18 protein-coding genes are annotated in these 15539 nt (G+C 55.7%); 4 read left to right on the top strand and 14 right to left on the bottom strand.

Annotation, left to right across the window (positions count from 1 at the left end; genetic code table 11):
* Positions 1–94: 94 nt before the first annotated feature.
* Positions 95–1435, top strand: a complete 1341-nt coding sequence (gene nhaA, locus A11S_RS08350) for a Na+/H+ antiporter NhaA (RefSeq protein ID WP_015468073.1) — start codon at positions 95–97, stop codon at positions 1433–1435.
* Entirely contained in the window at positions 1429–2904 is a 1476-nt protein-coding gene (locus A11S_RS08345) for an NADP-dependent isocitrate dehydrogenase (RefSeq protein ID WP_015468072.1), read from the top strand. Before nhaA ends, A11S_RS08345 begins: the two co-directional genes overlap by 7 nt.
* Positions 2905–2925: 21 nt before the next feature.
* Here the strand turns inward: A11S_RS08345 and A11S_RS08340 are convergent, their stop codons facing one another.
* From A11S_RS08340 to A11S_RS08320, 5 genes are all read right to left on the bottom strand, one after another.
* Complete coding sequence (locus A11S_RS08340) at positions 2926–3987, bottom strand: hypothetical protein (protein ID WP_015468071.1); 1062 nt, start codon at positions 3985–3987, stop codon at positions 2926–2928.
* Between the two features lie 103 nt (positions 3988–4090).
* Positions 4091–5155: a hypothetical protein gene (locus A11S_RS08335; protein ID WP_015468070.1), complete on the bottom strand. Its 1065-nt coding sequence runs from the start codon at positions 5153–5155 to the stop codon at positions 4091–4093.
* Between the two features lie 131 nt (positions 5156–5286).
* On the bottom strand, positions 5287–6303 hold the full coding sequence (locus tag A11S_RS08330) for a hypothetical protein (protein WP_015468069.1): 1017 nt from the start codon (positions 6301–6303) through the stop codon (positions 5287–5289).
* A 69-nt stretch (positions 6304–6372) separates the two neighbouring features.
* Positions 6373–7236: a bifunctional methylenetetrahydrofolate dehydrogenase/methenyltetrahydrofolate cyclohydrolase FolD gene (gene folD / locus A11S_RS08325; protein ID WP_015468068.1), complete on the bottom strand. Its 864-nt coding sequence runs from the start codon at positions 7234–7236 to the stop codon at positions 6373–6375.
* A gap of 10 nt (positions 7237–7246) precedes the next feature.
* Positions 7247–7555 (bottom strand): YggT family protein, encoded by a 309-nt coding sequence (locus A11S_RS08320; protein ID WP_015468067.1) that lies wholly within the window; start codon positions 7553–7555, stop codon positions 7247–7249.
* 107 nt (positions 7556–7662) lie between these two features.
* Here A11S_RS08320 and A11S_RS08315 point away from each other — a divergent pair, with 107 nt between their 5' ends.
* Both A11S_RS08315 and A11S_RS08310 read left to right on the top strand, forming a co-directional pair.
* Entirely contained in the window at positions 7663–8415 is a 753-nt protein-coding gene (locus tag A11S_RS08315) for a hypothetical protein (RefSeq protein ID WP_015468066.1), read from the top strand.
* Between the two features lie 47 nt (positions 8416–8462).
* Entirely contained in the window at positions 8463–9182 is a 720-nt protein-coding gene (locus tag A11S_RS08310) for a KH domain-containing protein (RefSeq protein WP_041802618.1), read from the top strand.
* On the opposite strand, the gene A11S_RS08305 is transcribed toward A11S_RS08310, so the two are convergent.
* From A11S_RS08305 to ccmA, 9 genes are all read right to left on the bottom strand, one after another.
* Positions 9146–9712, bottom strand: coding sequence for a tetratricopeptide repeat protein (locus tag A11S_RS08305; protein ID WP_015468064.1), 567 nt, complete (start codon positions 9710–9712; stop codon positions 9146–9148). The two genes, A11S_RS08310 and A11S_RS08305, sit on opposite strands and share 37 nt — an antisense overlap.
* Positions 9709–10110, bottom strand: a complete 402-nt coding sequence (locus A11S_RS08300; RefSeq protein ID WP_015468063.1) for a cytochrome c-type biogenesis protein — start codon at positions 10108–10110, stop codon at positions 9709–9711. The genes A11S_RS08305 and A11S_RS08300 overlap by 4 nt, the downstream gene beginning before the upstream one ends.
* On the bottom strand, positions 10107–10655 hold the full coding sequence (locus A11S_RS08295; RefSeq protein ID WP_015468062.1) for a DsbE family thiol:disulfide interchange protein: 549 nt from the start codon (positions 10653–10655) through the stop codon (positions 10107–10109). Before A11S_RS08295 ends, A11S_RS08300 begins: the two co-directional genes overlap by 4 nt.
* Positions 10656–10657: 2 nt before the next feature.
* Positions 10658–12574, bottom strand: coding sequence for a heme lyase CcmF/NrfE family subunit (locus A11S_RS08290; protein ID WP_015468061.1), 1917 nt, complete (start codon positions 12572–12574; stop codon positions 10658–10660).
* On the bottom strand, positions 12571–13020 hold the full coding sequence (ccmE, locus tag A11S_RS08285) for a cytochrome c maturation protein CcmE (RefSeq protein WP_015468060.1): 450 nt from the start codon (positions 13018–13020) through the stop codon (positions 12571–12573). Before ccmE ends, A11S_RS08290 begins: the two co-directional genes overlap by 4 nt.
* Before the next feature lies 1 nt (position 13021).
* A complete protein-coding gene (gene ccmD / locus A11S_RS08280) occupies positions 13022–13162 on the bottom strand; it encodes a heme exporter protein CcmD (protein ID WP_015468059.1) in 141 nt (46 codons plus the stop codon).
* Positions 13163–13274: 112 nt separating this feature from the next.
* Positions 13275–14006, bottom strand: a complete 732-nt coding sequence (locus tag A11S_RS08275) for a heme ABC transporter permease (RefSeq protein ID WP_015468058.1) — start codon at positions 14004–14006, stop codon at positions 13275–13277.
* Positions 14007–14010: 4 nt separating this feature from the next.
* Positions 14011–14676: a heme exporter protein CcmB gene (ccmB, locus tag A11S_RS08270; protein ID WP_015468057.1), complete on the bottom strand. Its 666-nt coding sequence runs from the start codon at positions 14674–14676 to the stop codon at positions 14011–14013.
* Positions 14677–14681: 5 nt separating this feature from the next.
* On the bottom strand, positions 14682–15317 hold the full coding sequence (gene ccmA, locus A11S_RS08265) for a heme ABC exporter ATP-binding protein CcmA (RefSeq protein ID WP_015468056.1): 636 nt from the start codon (positions 15315–15317) through the stop codon (positions 14682–14684).
* Positions 15318–15539: the final 222 nt, after the last annotated feature.

The following is a 15539-nucleotide window of genomic DNA, read 5'->3' as shown; positions in this document are numbered from 1 at the left end:
AAAAATAAGGTATCCTGTCGTCCCAAGATTTAGCGGTTTTTGACCGTCTTGTCATCAATATCCATAATCTTATCCCGGAGTTTAAGGCAGGCCCATGGCATCACACCATTCCAATCACGGACCCCACGACCTCGATACAGAAAATGGCAAATCCATCGTCGTGATGATGCGCGATTTCTTCCGCTTGGAAGCAGCGGGCGGGATTGTATTGATTTGTGCGTCCATTCTGGCGCTGATCATCGCCAATTCGCCGTTGAGCGGTTTGTATGACCACATATTAAATAATGTGAAATTCACCATCGGATTTTCGACGGCGGATGGGTTTGATCTGGCGCTGCAAAAATCTGTTCTGTTGTGGATCAACGACGGGTTGATGGCGATCTTCTTCTTTCTGATCGGGTTGGAAATTAAGCGTGAATTTCTGGAAGGGGAATTATCCAGCCGGGATCGCGCCTTGCTTCCGGCGCTGGCCGCGGTTGGCGGGATGGTGGTTCCGGCGGCCATTTTCTGGTTCATCAACAAGGATACGCCGGAAAACCTGGCCGGGTGGGCCATTCCGTCGGCAACGGATATTGCCTTTGCGCTGTGCATCCTGACCCTGGTGGGGAATCGCATTCCGATTTCGTTGAAAATCCTGCTGACGGCTGTGGCGGTGATTGACGATTTGGGGGCGATTATCATTATCGCCATTTTCTATTCACACGGGTTCAACCCGGACCCGCTCTATTTCGCGGCGGCGGCTTTGGTTGGCTTGTTTATTCTGAATCGCCGGAATGTTCTGCGCATTGCGCCGTATATCCTGCTCACCTTCGTTTTGTGGATTGCGGTTTTGCAATCGGGCATCCATGCAACGCTGGCTGGTGTGATTGCGGCCATGTTTATTCCGCTGCATGGCAAGAAACACCCCGGAAAATCCCCGGCAAAAACGCTGGAGCATAATTTGCATCCGTGGGTCGCCTTTTTGGTGTTGCCGTTATTTGGTTTTGCCAACGCGGGCGTACCGTTTGCCGGTATGGGTGTTGATGCGTTGGTCGACCCGGTGACGCTGGGTATCGCGCTGGGCCTGTTGCTGGGTAAACAGATTGGTATTTTCGGCATGATCTTTCTGGCCGTCAAAACCGGATTGTCGCCCAAGCCGCACAATGCCAACTGGACCCAACTCTATGGCGTATCGGTTATTTGCGGGATTGGTTTCACCATGTCGTTGTTTATCGGCGGTCTGGCCTATCACGATGTGCATATGCAGGCCGTGGTTCGTCTGGGCGTGCTGATGGGGTCGATTGCGGCGGCAGCGCTGGGCTATTGCATCCTGCGCTATGGCCCGACCAATATGCGGCCCGACTGGCGCGGCAAGGCGGACGCGTCCTTGCAACAACGCATGACGCAACAGGTTGATTTTCTCTTTGGCAAACGAAAGGGCCAATCCAAATGGTAAGTACAAGTAAAACGAATCTGGTTCCCATCACGGTGGCGCGGGGCGATGGTATCGGCCCGGAAATCATGGATGCGACGCTGAAAATCCTGGATGCGGCGGGCGCGGCCTTGGCGATTGAGGAAATCGCCATTGGCGAGGCCGTGTATAAAAGCGGCATCAAGAGCGGGATCGAGGATTCCGCGTGGGATTCCCTGCGCCGGACCAAGGTGTTCCTGAAATCCCCCATCACGACACCGCAGGGCGGCGGGTTTAAAAGCCTGAACGTCACGGTGCGGAAATCGCTGGGGCTGTTCGCCAACGTGCGCCCGTGCGTGTCCTATGCGCCGTATGTGGAAACCAACCATCCGACGATGGATCTGGTGATCGTGCGCGAGAACGAGGAAGATTTGTACGGCGGTATTGAATATCGCCATACGCAGGACGTTGTTGAATCGGTCAAGATTATCAGCCGTCCGGGGTCGGAGCGGATTATCCGCTACGCCTTTGAGTATGCGCGCGCCAATGGCCGGAAAAAAGTGACCTGTATGTCCAAGGACAACATCATGAAAATGGCGGATGGTTTGTTCCACCGCACATTCGATGAAATTGGCGCGGAATACCCGGATATTGAGCAAAGCCACATGATCATCGACATCGGGTCCGCCAAGGTGGCGGTGCAGCCGCATATGTTCGACGTGATCGTGACCGAAAACCTGTATGGCGATATTATTTCCGATATCGCGGCCGAGGTGACGGGATCGGTCGGCCTGGGTGGGTCATCGAATGTTGGTACGCAATGTGCGATGTTCGAAGCCATTCACGGGTCCGCCCCGGATATTGCGGGCAAGGGCATTGCCAACCCGTCGGGCCTGTTGCTGGGCGCGGTGATGATGCTGGTGCATATCGGCCAGAAGGACATCGCCACGCGGGTTCATAATGCCTGGTTGAAAACCATCGAGGATGGCATTCACACCGGGGATATTTACCGTTTGGGCAAATCGGTGGAAAAGGTCGGCACCGACGGGTTCTCCAAGGCCGTGATTGAACGCATTGGTGCCACGCCGGAAAAATTGCGCGCCGTGGATTATGGTGCGCCGGTCATTGGGGCCGCCGGGGGCATGGTTCTGCCGCCGCTGAAACCGCGTGTGACGCAGGACAAAAAACTGGTCGGCGTGGATGTGTTCGTGAACATTGACCAATGTGACCCGAACGGTCTGGCGGATCGTATTCTGGCGCTGGGTGTGAATGATAACGGTCTGGCCATGGAATCCATTGCAAACCGTGGGACCAAAGTCTGGCCCGATGGACAGCCGGAAACATTCTGTTCCGACCATTGGCGTTTGCGGTTTATGAGCAACAGCGGAATCAAACACGATGCCATTATGGCGTTGCTGGCGAAATTTGACGCTGCGAACATTGATTTTATCAAGGTTGAAAACCTTTATAATTTCGACGGGAAACCGGGCTTTACCGCCGCGCAGGGTGAATAAATCACCATTCGATCAATGAATTTAAGGGCGCGGACCAAAAATCCGCGCCTTTAATTTTTTGAACAGGGCACAGCCGCCGTTTTCGTAAGCGGCGCGCTGGTCCGGGTCATCGGCCCACGCGCCTTCATTGAACGGGCGATACAGGCGGCGGGTCATGGCGGTTTGAAACGCGAAAGCATCGGTTTCAATCGCCTGTGTACGGTAGAGCGATGGAATATTTCCGGGCATGTAACATTCTTCGCGTGTCAGCAGATAGAAGATCCGCGCGTCATTATAATACGGATTTGATTTTTCGATGCGCCCATCGTGAAACGCCATGGCCAGGGCACCCTGGAATACGTGTTGCTGTTCATGGTGCATCGCCCCGGCCGCGGCGGCGAAGCTGCGTCTGAAATAAAAATTGTCGTTATGGGTGTTGTAGTAAATATGCGCACCCATGCGGTCCATCGCGGTCGATATAACGGACCCGGACGAGTTGTTAAACACATTGCTGAAAGCGTTATGCTGGAACGCCAGAAAGAATTTTGGGTTTATGCTCCCGTTCTTGCGCGTCATTGGAATATTCGAAAATGTCAGTCCGGTCAGCATTTCGCAGCGCAAATCACCAAGTTTTTGATGTTTTTCATGCAAATGCTGAACGATTTTCAGGGCGCGAATTTTTTGATCATCGTTCATCGACGGCCAATGGCGTTGCGCGTATTGCAGTGTCTTGCTCTGTGCCATGGCGTGGGCGACATCATTGGCGACCACGGCCATTCTGGATTGATAGGCATCCGACAGGCGGAAATGATCCATTGTTGCATGGATCAAGGTGATATCCAGCGGGTAATAGTCTTCGCGAACATACGTGTTGGGGGTCAGGAGAATACCCCGTGCGGCCAAACGGGCCTGCTCGGTGCGCAAGATTTTGTATGCCAGGTTTTTCGCCAGCGCGATCCGGGTTAAATCATCACCGTGGCGAATAACGTTGATTTGTTCTTCCAGAAGCAGTGCATCGGCGGTGGACATGTTGCGCATGTGCCGGGCCAGCAGGTGCACCAGCCGGGCGAGGGGATCGGAATGGCCGCTGTCGTTCGCGTGCATGATGTGGCCCTGTTCTAAAGTACAGGGCGTATATTATGTCAACAAAAGAGGGCGGTCAAACATTCCGTGACCGCTCCCTAATTCATTGAAATATTATGATTTATCAGGCTTCGGGGCCGCGAAACCATTTGCGGATCCGGCCAAAGAATCCGTCCAGCGTATTGCCATGGGCGCGGGCCTGGGTGGGGTCCTTGGCCCAGCCGGAGCCGGGAAAGGGGCGGCGCAAATGCGTTTCCATCAAATGCTGGAAATCAAACGTGTCGCGCTCCAGCGCCTGTCTGCGATACACGCTGTAGATAGATGGCGGAACGTAACAATCATGCACGCGCAGGCGATAAAGCAATTCGGCATCCTTGTAATACGGGCTGGCCGGATCGATGCGCTTTTCAAAATAGGCCAGCGCCATGGCGGATTGAAACGCGTGTTGTTGTTCGTGGTGCATCGCGCTGAGCGCTGTTGCGAATCCACCGCGCATGAAACTGTTATCGGGGTGGGTGTTGTAATTGATGACGCTGTCCGGTGTGCCGAACATCCAACCCAAGGCTTTGCTGTTAAAAATACTGTGCAGGCTGTCGCTGTGGGACGCATAGCCAAATTGCGGATTGTGTTGCCCGTCGGGCAGGGCGCGGGCCTCGTTGTTGAAAATCACGCTGATATTCTGGCCGGTTTGAATGCCATCCAGCTGTTGGACCTGGGCGTGGATTTTCTGGGCCTTGCGCAGGATGGCTTTCTTTTGCGTCATATCCATGCCGTTCCAATTGTGCTGGGCAAACTGCATATCTTTGTCGGCAGCCATTGCGATGGCGATATTATTGGCGATTTCCCGCATTTTCAGGCGGTATTCACCCGAATATTCAAAATCGGCGCAGAGTTTCAGCATCAGGTGAATTTCAACGCCATAGCGGGATTCATCCACCGGGGTTTGCCACATGATCCCTTCGGGTGCGTCCCCGTTAGGGAAGAGGATTTTTTCCTCCTCGGCAAAAATGTAATCGCGCAGTTCCTGGATCAGATCCAGTTTTTCATCCGCCGTACCGGATTTCAAAATCCGGTTATATCGGTCGAACCGGGCCCGCAATGTGGGCATGTGGCTGTGAAAGGTTGAAGACAAAAACCGGGTGTTATCACCATCCCGTTCGGATGGTGAGGCGGCGTTTTGATTCATCATGTGGCTTCGTGATCCCTGTTCGAGAATCGTGATTTTTATTTTTATGATGTGCGATTTTAGTTATGCACAAAAAAATTGTACGCGAGGATTCGCGTTTGATCAAGCGTGACGGGCTTTTGCGGGATTATGGTTTATGCGCGTAAACTTCGGGTCAGGCGTTCCTGCATCCGGTTCTGGATGTAGTGGGTATCCTGTTCCTTGTGCTGGATGCGGTAAATGCTTTGGATCGCATGGGTGATGTAGGCGCGTTCTTTGTGGAGCGCCCACATGATTTCAACATCACGCGCGATGGGGTGGCATTTGGGAATGCGCCCCTGGGCATAGGCCAGCATCAGGGCCGATTGCATGACATGATGTTGTTCATGGTGCACGGTGGACGCGGCGCTGGCAAAATCCCGTTCCAGGAAATTTGTATCGGCATGGGTGTTGTAAAAAATTTGCGGGCGCAACGGTGGGGCCACACCGCTTTTTTGAATGCACGCTTGCCCCAGGGCGCTGACGCCAGCGGCTTCGTCCAGATTGTCGCTTTCATACGCCATTACAATCGTGGCATGCGCGCCCGGCGTGGCGGGCAGGGTCATGGCGCTTTGGTTAAAGCGCATGGTTAATGTCGGCGGTGTTTGCACGCCGGCAATATTCTGCGTTTGCGCGTGAATTTTCTGAATGTGGTTCAGGGCGGTTTTGCGGTATACGGGCCCCAAATGCGGCCATGCGTCCTGTGTTTCGCGGACAAATTCGCTGCGCTGTAAGGCGGCGTGGATTGTATCAACGGATTGGTCGAGTTCGTTCAAATAAGCTTCGGAATAATCCAGCGTTTTAATAATGCGGCGCATCAGGGCAATTTCGCGCGTGAATTTTTTTTCATCAATCGCGTAACCGATGGTGTTCGGAACGGGCAGGTTGTTTTCGCGTAACGATTGCCGTTCGGCAGCGTGGATATAAAGTTGCAGGTAATGCAGGCTGGCGGCCTTTGCTTCCAGATCGGCGGAATCAAGGCTGTGATCCGCATCGTTGAGAAATTCCGCGTGTTTTTGAATCAGTATGCTGTCTTTGATCGCGATCATGCCTTCCCGGTCGCCATCTTTTTTGATGGGCACGGGCAGTAAGGCTTCGTCGTTCTTATTATTGTTGTTTTTTTGTCCCTGCATGGCGGGGAGTATGGCCAAATCCGCCAATAAATGACAAGGAAATTATGCCCGGCCGCGGATTTGCGTGGGTTACGGGGTGGTTTGTTGCGCCGCCGCAACGGTGTTGGCCAGCAGGCAGGCAATGGTCATCGGGCCAACGCCGCCCGGAACCGGGGTGATGGCGGCGGCGCGCGGCATGATCGATGCAAAATCGACATCCCCCACAATCGTGCCATCGTCGCGGCGATTGATACCCACATCGATCACAATGGCGCCGTCTTTCACCCAATCGGCCTTGACCATGGCAGCCTGGCCCACGGCGGCGATCAGAATATCGGCCTGTGCGCACAGGGCGGGCAGGTCGCGGCTTTTGGAATGGGCGGTGGTGACCGTGCAATTTTGGGCCAATAATAATTGCGCCATCGGCTTTCCGAACAAAATCGATCGGCCCAGAACGACGGCGTGTAATCCGGTTAAATCCGCGCGGACGGATTGGATCAGTTTTAATGCGCCCTGCGGTGTGCACGGAATAATGGCATCCCTTGCGCCCGATACCAGTTTCCCGATGTTCAGCGGATGCAATCCGTCGACATCCTTCGCCGGGTTGATCCGGTTGATCAGGGCGCGCGTGTCAATCTGCGTGGGTGCGGGCAGTTGCAGCAAAATGCCGTGGATGGATTGATCGGCATTCAACGTGTCGATCAATGTGTCCACGGCACCCTGGGTCACCGTGGCGGGCAGGCGGTATTCCGCACTGTGGATGCCGACGGATTCACAGGCGCGCATTTTATTGCGGACATAGATATCGGACGCCGGGTCATCACCAATTAAAATAACGGCCAACCCCGGTAAAATGCCCCGGGCGCGCAAGGCCGTCACATCACCGGCGATGGATTGCCGCATGGTGGCGGCAATCATTTTCCCGTCGATGATGGTGGCGGCCTTGTTCGTCATTGCTTATGGCTTAGCCCGTAATGGTAATCGCCGGAGCGCTGAAGAACATGCTGGCGATAATGCTTTGCAACAGGTAGATGCCGAAGATGATAATAATCGGCGTAATATCAATGCCACCAATCGGCGGAATGAATTTGCGCAGCGGGGCGTAAACCGGTTGCGTGATGCGTTCGATCAAGCGGACCAGATTGCCGGCCTGGGGGTTGCGGGTGTTGATCACGTCAAAAGCGATCAGCCAGCTGATGACAACGCCAGCGATAATAATGAAAAGGTAAATATTCAGTAACGTGATCAGCAATTGTCCAATGGCGTGCATCATGGTCGAAAATCCCCGTATTCAGCCAGTTTCAGGTGCGCCCATCATAGTATGGCAAGGGCAAATATAAAAGGGCGAAGGGGCGAATTTTCTGATAAAATTAAGGGGTTATGCGGATAAAGCTGCTGTTTTTCACCGCCCTTGTGTGTGGTTTCGGCATGATGTGGCCGGTTGCCCTGTGGGCGGCCAAGGGGCAGGCCGAGTCGTATCCGCTGAAAATCCGCAACGGTAAAATGGTGTGTCCGCCGGGTGTGCCCCCGGTGATCAATATCAATCCGGTCAGCAACCCCATCCAATATGACTTTTCCAAAAAATCGGCGGACCTGACCGCCGCGATGCGGCGGGAGAATAATTACAATCCCTATGCCGGAATGGCCGACACCGCGACCGGCGGCATGCGCCACGATGAAGTTGTGACGTCACTGTCCATCGAGTGGCAAATTTTCGAAAGCCCCGATCTGGGGCAGGCCTGTATGCAGTATAAGAGCGTGAATGTAACCGTTACATTATCCCCCGTCGTTTACGTCGCACAGGAATTTTCAAAACCCCCGTGTCGTGATGCCGTGATTGAACACGAATTAAAACATATCGAAGTTGATCGCCGGATCATGAACGCGTATGTGCAGGCTGTGGGGACATTGGTGAAGCGGGCGGTCGATCAGACCGGGGTGATTGGCCCCGTATCGATTGCGCGGGTTGAAGATTACAAAACCACCACGCTGGAACAGGTAAAGCAGGCAATGCAGGACCGCAAAGCCGCATTGGAACAGGATCAATATAATTTACAGGCTCAGGTCGATTCACGCGCCGAATACGACCGGATCAGCGCCATTTGTAAGGGGCTGGTCAGGCTGAAACGGTAACTTATCTATATTATAAGTTACTGATATAATCAAAAGGCGTATTTTAAATGGGTCCAGAGATGTTGCTGGAATCGATACAGGCCGGGTTGATGGCCTCGGGTTTGTGGTTGGCGGCGGGCAGTGTGCCCGGCTGCCCGGCTCCGCCCGTTCCGAATGTCAGCGTCTATGCCGTGACGGCGGCGACGAAAATCGATGATTCATTGCCGATGAGCGTGCTTGAAACATTTGAGATGGATACAGACACGGCCAAATCGGCCACCAATATGACCCACGCCAAAACGGGTGGTGTCATGCGCGGCAATATCGGAATTGAATACAGTATTGAAATGGATTGGCAACCGGCGGAAACCGGCGGCTTAAGCTGTCTGCACTTTGCGGAAGTGAATATTATTCTGACGCTGGAGCCAACCATTTTCATCGCGCGCGATTTTGCGCGGGGTGGATGTGTGTATAATGCCGTGCGCGATCATGAAATGGAACATGTGGCCATTGATCGCACTGCAATCGAATCCTATGCCGCGCAAATTGATCGGGCGTTTGATTTTGTGTTCGAAGTTGATGGCAACCGCCAATCCCCGCCGATTGCCGATAACGAAGTAACGGTGATGCGCAGCCGGATGCAACAGGCCGTCATTAACCAGACAGAACAGATTTTACGTGACATGTATGCCGACCGCATGGCGCGCCAAAACGCGCTGGATTCTCCGCAAAATTACGCCGCCTTGATGAATCAATGCCCGGATGCTGTGGCGGAAATGGCGCGTTGAATATCGGCACGGATGGGATGTCCCTTGGGGGCATAGGTCAGGGCGGCTTCCATCTCTTTGCGGGCCGCGTCCATTGCGCCGGGTTTGTTTTCTTCCGCAATTCTCAAGCCATTGCTGAAATACGCCGCGGCCAGGGCAATTTGAATGTCTGCATTGCCGGGGCGTAGCGTGTTGGCGCGGGCCAGATGGGGAATGGCATCATCCGCACGGCCCGATTCAATCTGGATCGTTCCCAGACGCAGCAGCAAGCCGGTGTTGTCCGGTTCCCCGGACAGGGCTTGCAACAAAACCAGTTCTTCCTGTTGCTTCAGTCGGATTTGTGCGCGCGGATTGTCCAGTGTTTCGAAAGCGGCGGCGCGGGATGGCGTGTCGGGCGAGCCCAAAAACAAATACAGCGCCAGAACGCAGAGCGCGCCCGTGATCAGCAATTTAACGCCGGATTGCCACGTCGTTGCCGATTTCATCAGCGGATCAGACAGAATGACCATGATAATCGCGGTCAGAATGGCGGTGATAACAAACAGGATCATGATGGATCATCCATATTGGATGCACGGCTTAAAGAACGAACGGCGACAAACCCGCCAACCCCCAGAATCAGAAGCGGCATACCCCATAAAATCCATGTGCGTGGGTCAAAGGGGGGTGTCATGAGAACGAAATCGCCGTAATTGCGGTGCAGTTCGTTGACGATGTCGGTGTCGGTCGCGCCGGATTCAATGCGGTCGCGCACCAGTTTCCGCATGTCGCGTGCAATTGCGGCATCGGATTCGGCAATGGTCTGGTTCTGGCACACGACACAGCGCAAATCGTGGAACAGGGCTTGCGCGCGTTGCTCCTGTGCCGGATTGGCCAGGGCTTCGCGCGGGTCCTGCATGGCCCACGCCGGTGTAGAGAGAAACAGAAGGGCCAGAACAACGCGGATCATGGGGCGTTTTCCTGTTTGACCAGCGGAACGATCAGGGCGTCAATATCCGTTTGCGTGATCGGTCCGGTGATGCGGTGGCGGATGATGCCGTCCATATCAATAATGAATGTTTCGGGGGTTCCGCTGGTGCCCCAGGCGATGGACAGGCCACCATCGGGATCGTTCAGGATTGTGTCGAATGGATTTCCAAGCCGGGCCAGAAACGCATCGCGTTTTTCCGGCATATCGCGAACATTGATACCGATAATCATGACATTGTCCATTGTCGCCATGGTTTTCAGCATGGGGTGTTCGGCTTCGCATGGCGGGCACCAGCTGGCGAAGAAATTGACAACCCGCACAGGGCCGGGGCCGCGCAGAACCGTATCGACAATGGCCGGATCAAACCCGTCCGCGGTGTAAGCGGGGGCCTGCTGCCCGATCAGGGGGCTGTCCAGAACAGACGGGTCGGTGCCTTTTAACAAAGGCGTCACAGCCGTTGCGATCAGGAACCCGAGCAAAACGAGCGGTAAAAGGAAATACAGGCGTTGGATTTTTGTGACCATTCTTATGACCCTTCCTTATTTTTCCGACGTTGCCCGAACAACGCGCATAGCCCGCCGCTTGCGATCATCGCAAACCCGCCCCAAATCAGGGCAACCAGCGGATGGGTGGTGGCGCGAATAATCCATCCGTTTCCTTGGCCATCGCCTTTATCAATCGTATCCTGTTGCCCTAACACAACATAAATGTCATCGCGCAGGGACGTGCGAATGGCGGCCTCGGTCGTAGCCATGCCGCCGACGGGGTAATAGCGACGTTCGGGGGACAGGTTGATGGATGTATCGCCCGCCCGTGCCGTGACATGGGCCATGATGGTGGAATAATTCGGGCCGAATCCGGCATCAACCGAATCCAATGTGACGGTCCAGCGTCCGGCGGTTAAATGTTCGCCCGGTTTTAAAATTTGCGCGGTTTCAATTTTCCACAGCGTGGTGCCGACGATGCCAATCACGGCCACGCCCAGCCCCGCATGGGCCAGCCGCATACCCCAGCCGGATAAGGTCAGTTTGCCACGGCGCGCCCAGGTGTCGGCCAGCGTTGTGACAATGGCCCAGATCCCAAGGGCAAAGCCGCCCAAAACGATCAGGGATGTTTCCGTTTGAATGGCAATGATCAATCCAACGATGGTCGCGGTCATCAACGCACCCGCAACCAATTGCTCGCGAATGGCGTTTAAATCGGCTTTCTTCCACGCCAGAAATGGGCCAACCCCCATGAGCAGGATCAGCGGCACAGCCAGCGGCAGGATGGTCGCGTTGAAAAAGGGCGGCCCCACCGAAATTTGCCCGGCATTCAGTGATGACAAAATCAGCGGATAGAGCGTACCGACCAAAATGGTCGCCGCCATCGCCGTTAAAATCAGATTGTTGACGACCAATGCGCTTTCGCGGCTGATGGGTTTAAACCCGGCATCGCTTTTCAAATCTGGCGCGCGCAAGCCGTAGAGCAGGAACCCGCCACCCGCAAACACGGTCAACAGGCCGAGGATAAACAAGCCGCGTGACGGATCGGTGGCAAAGGCATGCACCGACGTCAAAACGCCGGAGCGCACCAGGAACGTGCCAAGCAGGGAGAAAGTGTAAGCCAGTAATGCGAGCAGGACGCTCCACCGTGGCAAGGCCCCACGATGGCGCGTGATGATAATGGAATGCAACAGCGCCGTGCCACACAGCCATGGCATCAGAGATGCGTTTTCCACCGGGTCCCAGAACCAAAACCCGCCCCAGCCCAGTTCGTAATACGCCCACCATGATCCAAGCGCGATGCCCGCGCTCAACCCCGCCCATGCGGCCAGAACCCACGGGCGGACGAGGGCGGCCCAGTCGCGGTTGATGGCGTTGGTCAGGAGGCCCGCACACGCAAAGGAAAACACAATCGAAAACCCGACATAGCCCAGATAGAGCAGGGGCGGGTGAAAGGCGAGGCCCGGGTCCTGTAAAAGGGGATTTAAATCCATCCCGTCCGCCGGTGCGGGGTCCAAACGTGTGAACGGATTGGATGTAAACAGGATGAAGGCCAGAATGCCCACCGCCTGCATTCCCTGCACGGCCAGCACCATGGATCGCATGGCATCCGGCATGGTCTGGCGCAGGGACAGGGCACCGAACAGCGCAAGGATCAGAACCCACAGAACCATCGACCCCTCGTGGTTGCCCCACGTACCTGCGATTTTATACAGCAAGGGTTTGAGTGTGTGGCTGTTATTCACGACCAGTGCGACCGAGAAATCCGACACAACGAAGGAATAAATCAGCGCAGCAAAGGCGGCGACGATGGTTGCGCATTGAATAATGGCTGCGCGGCGAGCCACCACCAGCCATGAATCCATGCCGGGCTTGCGCGCTTTCCACCCCGCGGCCATTTGCAGGGTGGCGCAGAGCAAAGACAGGATCAACGCAAAATGGCCCAGTTCCGCAATCATTGCTTTTTGGCCTCAATGGCGTCGTAATGCGGTTTCATGGCTTTGGCCACCTCGGGTGGCATGTAATTTTCATCATGCTTGGCCAGCAATTGCGTGGCGATAAAAACATGATCGTCGTTGATGGTTCCGGTGGCGATGATGCCTTGGCCTTCGCGGAATAAATCGGGGACGATGCCGTCATATTCAATCACGACATTGTTTTCATTGTCAGTGATGGTGAAGCGGGTGATGGTGCCATCGCGTTTCACGGTGCCATACACAACCATACCGCCGACGCGGATCGGGCGCCCCCCAGCCAGCGGTCGGGCGCTGGTCGAGACCAGATCGGTCGGGCTCATGAAATAGGTCACATTCTGGCGCAGGGCGAACAGCAGCAATGCGGTCGCCAGCGCAACACCCGTGAGAATTAAAGCCAGAGCCACCAGACGGCGGTTTTTACGCGTCATCTTATTCATCATCCTGTTTAATTTCATGGGCACGGATAAACGTGGCCAAGGTCAGCACGATAAGCACAATCGCGGCAAAACCGTAAGAGCCCCAGACATAGAGGCCGTAACCGTTCATGGCGATAAAGGTTTCGAATGTCACTTTATACTCTCCATCTTGTCATCCCGGGCTTGACCCGGGATCCAGAGCCACAGGCGCAGAATTGTCCCGGTCTTCTGGATCCCGGCTTTCGCCGGGATGACGCGTTATGTTGCTATATTGAATCAGCCAGCATGCGCAGGGCTTTTAACCGTTTCTTCCGATGTGTCATCACAATGTTCAGCCGGGTCAGCGCCAAAGCAAAAAACAGCGCCGTAAAGGCCCCTGCCATCAAAAACAGTGGGGTCATCATGCTGGGGTCGATGGCGGGGTTGGCCATGCGATTGATGCTGGTGATGCTGGCGGGTTGGTGCAGCGTGTTCCACCATTCGACCGAGAATTTGATGATCGGCAAATTGATCAGGCCAATGGCGGCCAGCCATGCGGCGGCGTGCAGCCCCTTGTCCCGGTCGTCATAGGCCAGGTCGAGGGCGAAAATCCCGACATAGAGGAAGAAGAGGACAAGCACGGAGGTCAGCCGCGCATCCCATACCCACCATGTGCCCCATGTGGGCATGCCCCACAAACTGCCCGAAACCAGACAGATGGCGGTGAACGCCATGCCGATGGGGGCCACGGCGCGAATCCACAATCCCGCCAGCATATGTTTCCACACCAGCATGACGATGCCAGCGATGCCAAGGCTGGCATACGCCATCAACGCCACCCATGCGGCGGGGACGTGGACATACATGATGCGCACGGAATCATGTTGCTGATAATCCGGCGGGGAGGAATAAAGCGCGGTGTACAGACCGGGGATCAGCAACGCAATGCACAGCAGCGCCATCAATGGCGTGACAATCGCGCTGATGCGGTTAAATCGTGTGGGGTTGGCCAGTTTCATAATTTTACCCTCGTGCCATACGCAAAGTGGCCGCCGTGACCAGCGGTGTTAACGGCGTGGCCAGGGCCACGCACGCCCATAAAATCGCCATCGGCATGGCGGCATTCATACCGGTGGACAGCAGATGCAACGCCGCCCCGGAAAAAATCAAAACCGGAATATAAAGGGGCAGGGCCAACACGGCCAACAACACACCGCCAAGGCCGGACCCCAGGCTTAATCCCTGAACCGCTGCGCCGATTAGGGTCAGAAGCAATGTCGCGGGCAGGATGACGCCAAACACCGATTCCGCAAACGGCAACGGTGCGTTCAAAATCATCGCCATGACCGGACACAGGATCAGCAAGGGCAGGCCCGTCACCATCCAATGCGCCACAATCCGCCCGGCGGTGTAAAGCGACAGCGGTGCAGGCGACAGGATGACGGCATCCAGCGTGCCATCTTCGGCATCATCACGAAACAGGCGGTCCAGATGGACCAGCGTCGCCATCAACGCAGCGGCCATCAACACGCCGGGGGCAATGCGGGCCAGCAAGTCAGGATCGGGGCCCAGGGCCAGCGGAAAAATCGTGACCAGCAAGATGAAGAATGTCGGCACCGCAATCATGCGCGCCGGGCTGCGCCGGGCGAGGGTTAAATCCCGTTTTATGGTGGCGGTCATGGACAACATGGCAATTACGCAACCTCCGACATCAAATGATATTCGGGGGACAGCGGGATGATCATATTGGCGTCCCACCGCGGCGGGCGGTGCGTGGCGACAATGGCGCATCCGCCATCGCCGCAATGCGCGTGGGTCAGGGCGATCAATTCATCCGCCGCGTGATCGTCCAGCGCCAGCGCCGGTTCATCCAGCAACCAGATCGGGCGCGGGGCCAGAAACAAACGGCACAACGCCGTGCGGCGACGTTGCCCGGTGGACAGTGTGCCGACGATACGCCCGGCCAGATGCGCGACCTCCATCCGGTGCAAGGCGGCGGCGATCATATCGTCATCGGCGCGCACGCCCATCATGGCGGCCCAGAAGATCAGGTTTTCGGAAACGGTCAGGGCCAGTTTGAACGGATTGTCCGGCGCGATCCAGTGGATCAGCGGCGCGCGGTCTTCGACATCGCGTTCAACACCGTCGAACAGGATGCGGCCCGCATCCGGGGTGATCAATCCGGCGATGGTTTGAAGCAGGGTGGTTTTGCCGCTGCCATTCGCGCCCGTCAACGCGGCCAGTTGCCCCGCCGGAACGGCAAAGGACAGGCCGTGCAGGACCGGAGTTAACCCCCGGTGCAACGCCAGATTTTCAGCGGATATCATCATGGGGGAGGTTTTAGCGTGGGGGTGCCATGGGGACAAGGGGAACAAAGCTGAAATGGGTAGGAAATGGGCGGTAAAAGAAAAATCCGTCGCCCGGGGAAGGCGACGGATTCGGTAATAAGCTGGAACCATTTGCGAAGGAGGAAGCTGGAAAACTTCGCTCTCACCCTTCAAGCTTGACGGCCAAATATGGCCAAATTAAGGGCCGTAGACCAAAGAATAAGG

Origin of the sequence: Micavibrio aeruginosavorus EPB, assembly GCF_000348745.1 — a bacterium.
Taxonomy (GTDB): domain Bacteria; phylum Pseudomonadota; class Alphaproteobacteria; order Micavibrionales; family Micavibrionaceae; genus Micavibrio; species Micavibrio aeruginosavorus_A.
This window is presented reverse-complemented; position numbering and strand designations above follow the sequence as displayed.

Bases quoted from the DNA above. Each gene is read 5' to 3' on its own strand.
- nhaA (WP_015468073.1), top strand. From the start codon at position 95: ATGGCATCACACCATTCCAATCACGGACCCCACGACCTCGATACAGAA.
- A11S_RS08345 (WP_015468072.1), top strand. From the start codon at position 1,429: ATGGTAAGTACAAGTAAAACGAATCTGGTTCCCATCACGGTGGCGCGG.
- A11S_RS08340 (WP_015468071.1), bottom strand. From the start codon at position 3,987: ATGCACGCGAACGACAGCGGCCATTCCGATCCCCTCGCCCGGCTGGTG.
- A11S_RS08335 (WP_015468070.1), bottom strand. From the start codon at position 5,155: ATGATGAATCAAAACGCCGCCTCACCATCCGAACGGGATGGTGATAAC.
- A11S_RS08330 (WP_015468069.1), bottom strand. From the start codon at position 6,303: ATGCAGGGACAAAAAAACAACAATAATAAGAACGACGAAGCCTTACTG.
- folD (WP_015468068.1), bottom strand. From the start codon at position 7,236: ATGACGAACAAGGCCGCCACCATCATCGACGGGAAAATGATTGCCGCC.
- A11S_RS08320 (WP_015468067.1), bottom strand. From the start codon at position 7,555: ATGATGCACGCCATTGGACAATTGCTGATCACGTTACTGAATATTTAC.
- A11S_RS08315 (WP_015468066.1), top strand. From the start codon at position 7,663: ATGCGGATAAAGCTGCTGTTTTTCACCGCCCTTGTGTGTGGTTTCGGC.
- A11S_RS08310 (WP_041802618.1), top strand. From the start codon at position 8,463: ATGGGTCCAGAGATGTTGCTGGAATCGATACAGGCCGGGTTGATGGCC.
- A11S_RS08305 (WP_015468064.1), bottom strand. From the start codon at position 9,712: ATGATCCTGTTTGTTATCACCGCCATTCTGACCGCGATTATCATGGTC.
- A11S_RS08300 (WP_015468063.1), bottom strand. From the start codon at position 10,110: ATGATCCGCGTTGTTCTGGCCCTTCTGTTTCTCTCTACACCGGCGTGG.
- A11S_RS08295 (WP_015468062.1), bottom strand. From the start codon at position 10,655: ATGGTCACAAAAATCCAACGCCTGTATTTCCTTTTACCGCTCGTTTTG.
- A11S_RS08290 (WP_015468061.1), bottom strand. From the start codon at position 12,574: ATGATTGCGGAACTGGGCCATTTTGCGTTGATCCTGTCTTTGCTCTGC.
- ccmE (WP_015468060.1), bottom strand. From the start codon at position 13,020: ATGACGCGTAAAAACCGCCGTCTGGTGGCTCTGGCTTTAATTCTCACG.
- A11S_RS08275 (WP_015468058.1), bottom strand. From the start codon at position 14,006: ATGAAACTGGCCAACCCCACACGATTTAACCGCATCAGCGCGATTGTC.
- ccmB (WP_015468057.1), bottom strand. From the start codon at position 14,676: ATGTTGTCCATGACCGCCACCATAAAACGGGATTTAACCCTCGCCCGG.
- ccmA (WP_015468056.1), bottom strand. From the start codon at position 15,317: ATGATGATATCCGCTGAAAATCTGGCGTTGCACCGGGGGTTAACTCCG.